Origin of the sequence: Endozoicomonas sp. SESOKO1, from assembly GCF_024606265.1 — a bacterium.
Classification (GTDB): Bacteria; Pseudomonadota; Gammaproteobacteria; order Pseudomonadales; family Endozoicomonadaceae; genus Endozoicomonas.
The window spans coordinates 1-1,640 of the sequence record NZ_JAHHPP010000109.1 but is presented as its reverse complement, the minus strand read 5'-3'; the positions used below and the strand labels follow the sequence as shown (position 1 = coordinate 1,640).

1 protein-coding gene is annotated in these 1,640 nt (G+C 51.9%); it reads left to right on the top strand.

Annotated elements, in window-relative coordinates:
* The first annotated feature begins 463 nt into the window (after positions 1 to 463).
* A complete protein-coding gene (locus tag KDK13_RS05845) occupies positions 464 to 1,573 on the top strand; it encodes a polysaccharide biosynthesis/export family protein (protein WP_257284024.1) in 1,110 nt (369 codons plus the stop codon).
* The last annotated feature ends 67 nt before the right edge of the window (positions 1,574 to 1,640 follow it).

The following is a 1,640-nucleotide window of genomic DNA, read 5'->3' as shown; positions in this document are numbered from 1 at the left end:
GTGTATATACGTATTAATATGCATTAAAGTTTGTATAGATACACATCCCTCTTCAGTAAATACTACATATCCAAAAACCTGTGCGCTGAATACAATGCAGTAGCGCAATTACCCTTACTCCAGCTGTGGAAATCATCAAGGTGGTTGCGGTTTTATTATCCCTGCCCAATTCAGCAAGACTTGACAGGGAAGTCAGACTGGTATTCCGCCAACCCCATCGATTGCATGAATCCCGATCCATTGGCCGTGTTCATTTCGGCAGGGTGGTGCATTGATCGTAATAATTTGAACCTGTGTTGCGGCAAACACTTATAGCTGACGGGCGGTAGCGTTGTTTTCTGGAAAGTGATGAAGAAATCGTCACCAGTTTGCCTGAATCAGTGATCAGAAAGCATCGATAACATTTCATTGATGATTGCCCGCAGCACCTCTGCTAATAACTGCCCACTGAAAACTAATCTTCATGAAACTGTCAAAAGCTTTTAAGTCTTTAGCCCTGCTTGTTGGATCAATAGCATTGACCGGTTGTTTTATGGCTCCCGGTGCCGACCTGACACCCAATAATCAATCGGAACTCTACCACCTGGTTGATATTAATGAGGCTACGGTGTTGCCGGAACCGGTCACCCGGGTAAACATGGCCGATACCCTGGGGGGTGAAAGTGATGAGATGTACCAATACCGGGTGGGGCCTCACGATGTGTTGAACATCCGGGTCTGGAACCATCCGGAACTCTCCACCAGTATGGTGATTTCCGGTGCTCCTGCGGCAAACAGCAAAGAGGCTTCAGGCATTGACCGGGGGCAGGTGAACTCTGAAGGGGTCGAAGTCCAGGCCGACGGTTACTTCTTTTATCCATTTGCCGGGATGGTGCAGGCCTCGGGCAGAACGGTGGACGCTATACGCCGGGAGCTGACCGGCAAACTGGCCAAATTTGTCAAAGAGCCCCAGGTCAGTGTCCGGGTCCAGGAATTTAACTCCCAGAAGGCGCAGGTGCTGGGTGAGGTTGAAAACCCCGGCCCACTGCCCATTACCAGTAAACCGACCCGGGTGCTGACGGCATTTTCCCTGGCCGGTGGCCTGACCGAAGAAGCCGACAAATCGGAAGCCAAGCTGATCCGTGGTGGCAAGGCTCGCACTATCGACATGGCCAGCCTGTTTGATGGCGACCTGACCCAGAATGTCATTCTGCGCGATGGCGATGTGCTCAATATCGACAACAACCGCTTCCGTCAGATCGTCATTATGGGGGAAGTCAACAAAGTCGCGGCGATGCCTTACGACCAGCGGGGCATGAGTCTCAATAATGCCCTGGTGGCGGCCAGTGGCATCAGCCAGAACTACTCCAATGCCAAAGGGGTGTATATCCTCCGTAATGGCAAGGCTGGTGATAAAGCCACCATCTACCGGCTGGACATGACCAACGCCACGGCCCTGCTGCTGGCAGAACGGTTTCCGCTCAAGGCAAGGGATATTGTCTATGTCGACACCGCTGGCGTGGCGCGCTGGAACCGCGTAATCAACCAGATCCTGCCCAGCATGAGCTTTATCAGTGCGACGACTGCCTTTTAACGGTTAGTTTCGAAACAATCTTTCTGTTTTGTTAACCACAGAGGCGCAGAGGGCACGGAGAAGAGCT